The following is a 212-nucleotide window of genomic DNA, read 5'->3' on the forward strand; positions in this document are numbered from 1 at the left end:
GCCTTGTCGTAGATGTCCTCATTCATTTCCTGAGTACCGATGCGACCGGTGTAGTTGCTGCAGTAATAGATAGAATCAGCAAAAGCATGAGACAGTTCTCTCTCGCCAGCTTCTTTCACCCATTTCACTTTCAGATAACGCATGGCAACCAAAGCATTGTTTACTGTATCCACCAGTTCTACGCGAACGATAGGCTCACGACCTACAGCTGT

The 212-nt window shown here is 46.7% G+C and carries 1 protein-coding gene; it reads right to left on the reverse strand.

From position 1 onward, the window contains the following. Nucleotides 1-212: hypothetical protein (locus tag M1B78_RS18680; RefSeq protein WP_257941521.1), on the reverse strand; the 212-nt coding region annotated here is incomplete at both ends.

Origin of the sequence: Bacteroides muris (ex Fokt et al. 2023), from assembly GCF_024704895.1 — a bacterium.
Taxonomy (GTDB): Bacteria; Bacteroidota; Bacteroidia; order Bacteroidales; family Bacteroidaceae; genus Bacteroides; species Bacteroides muris.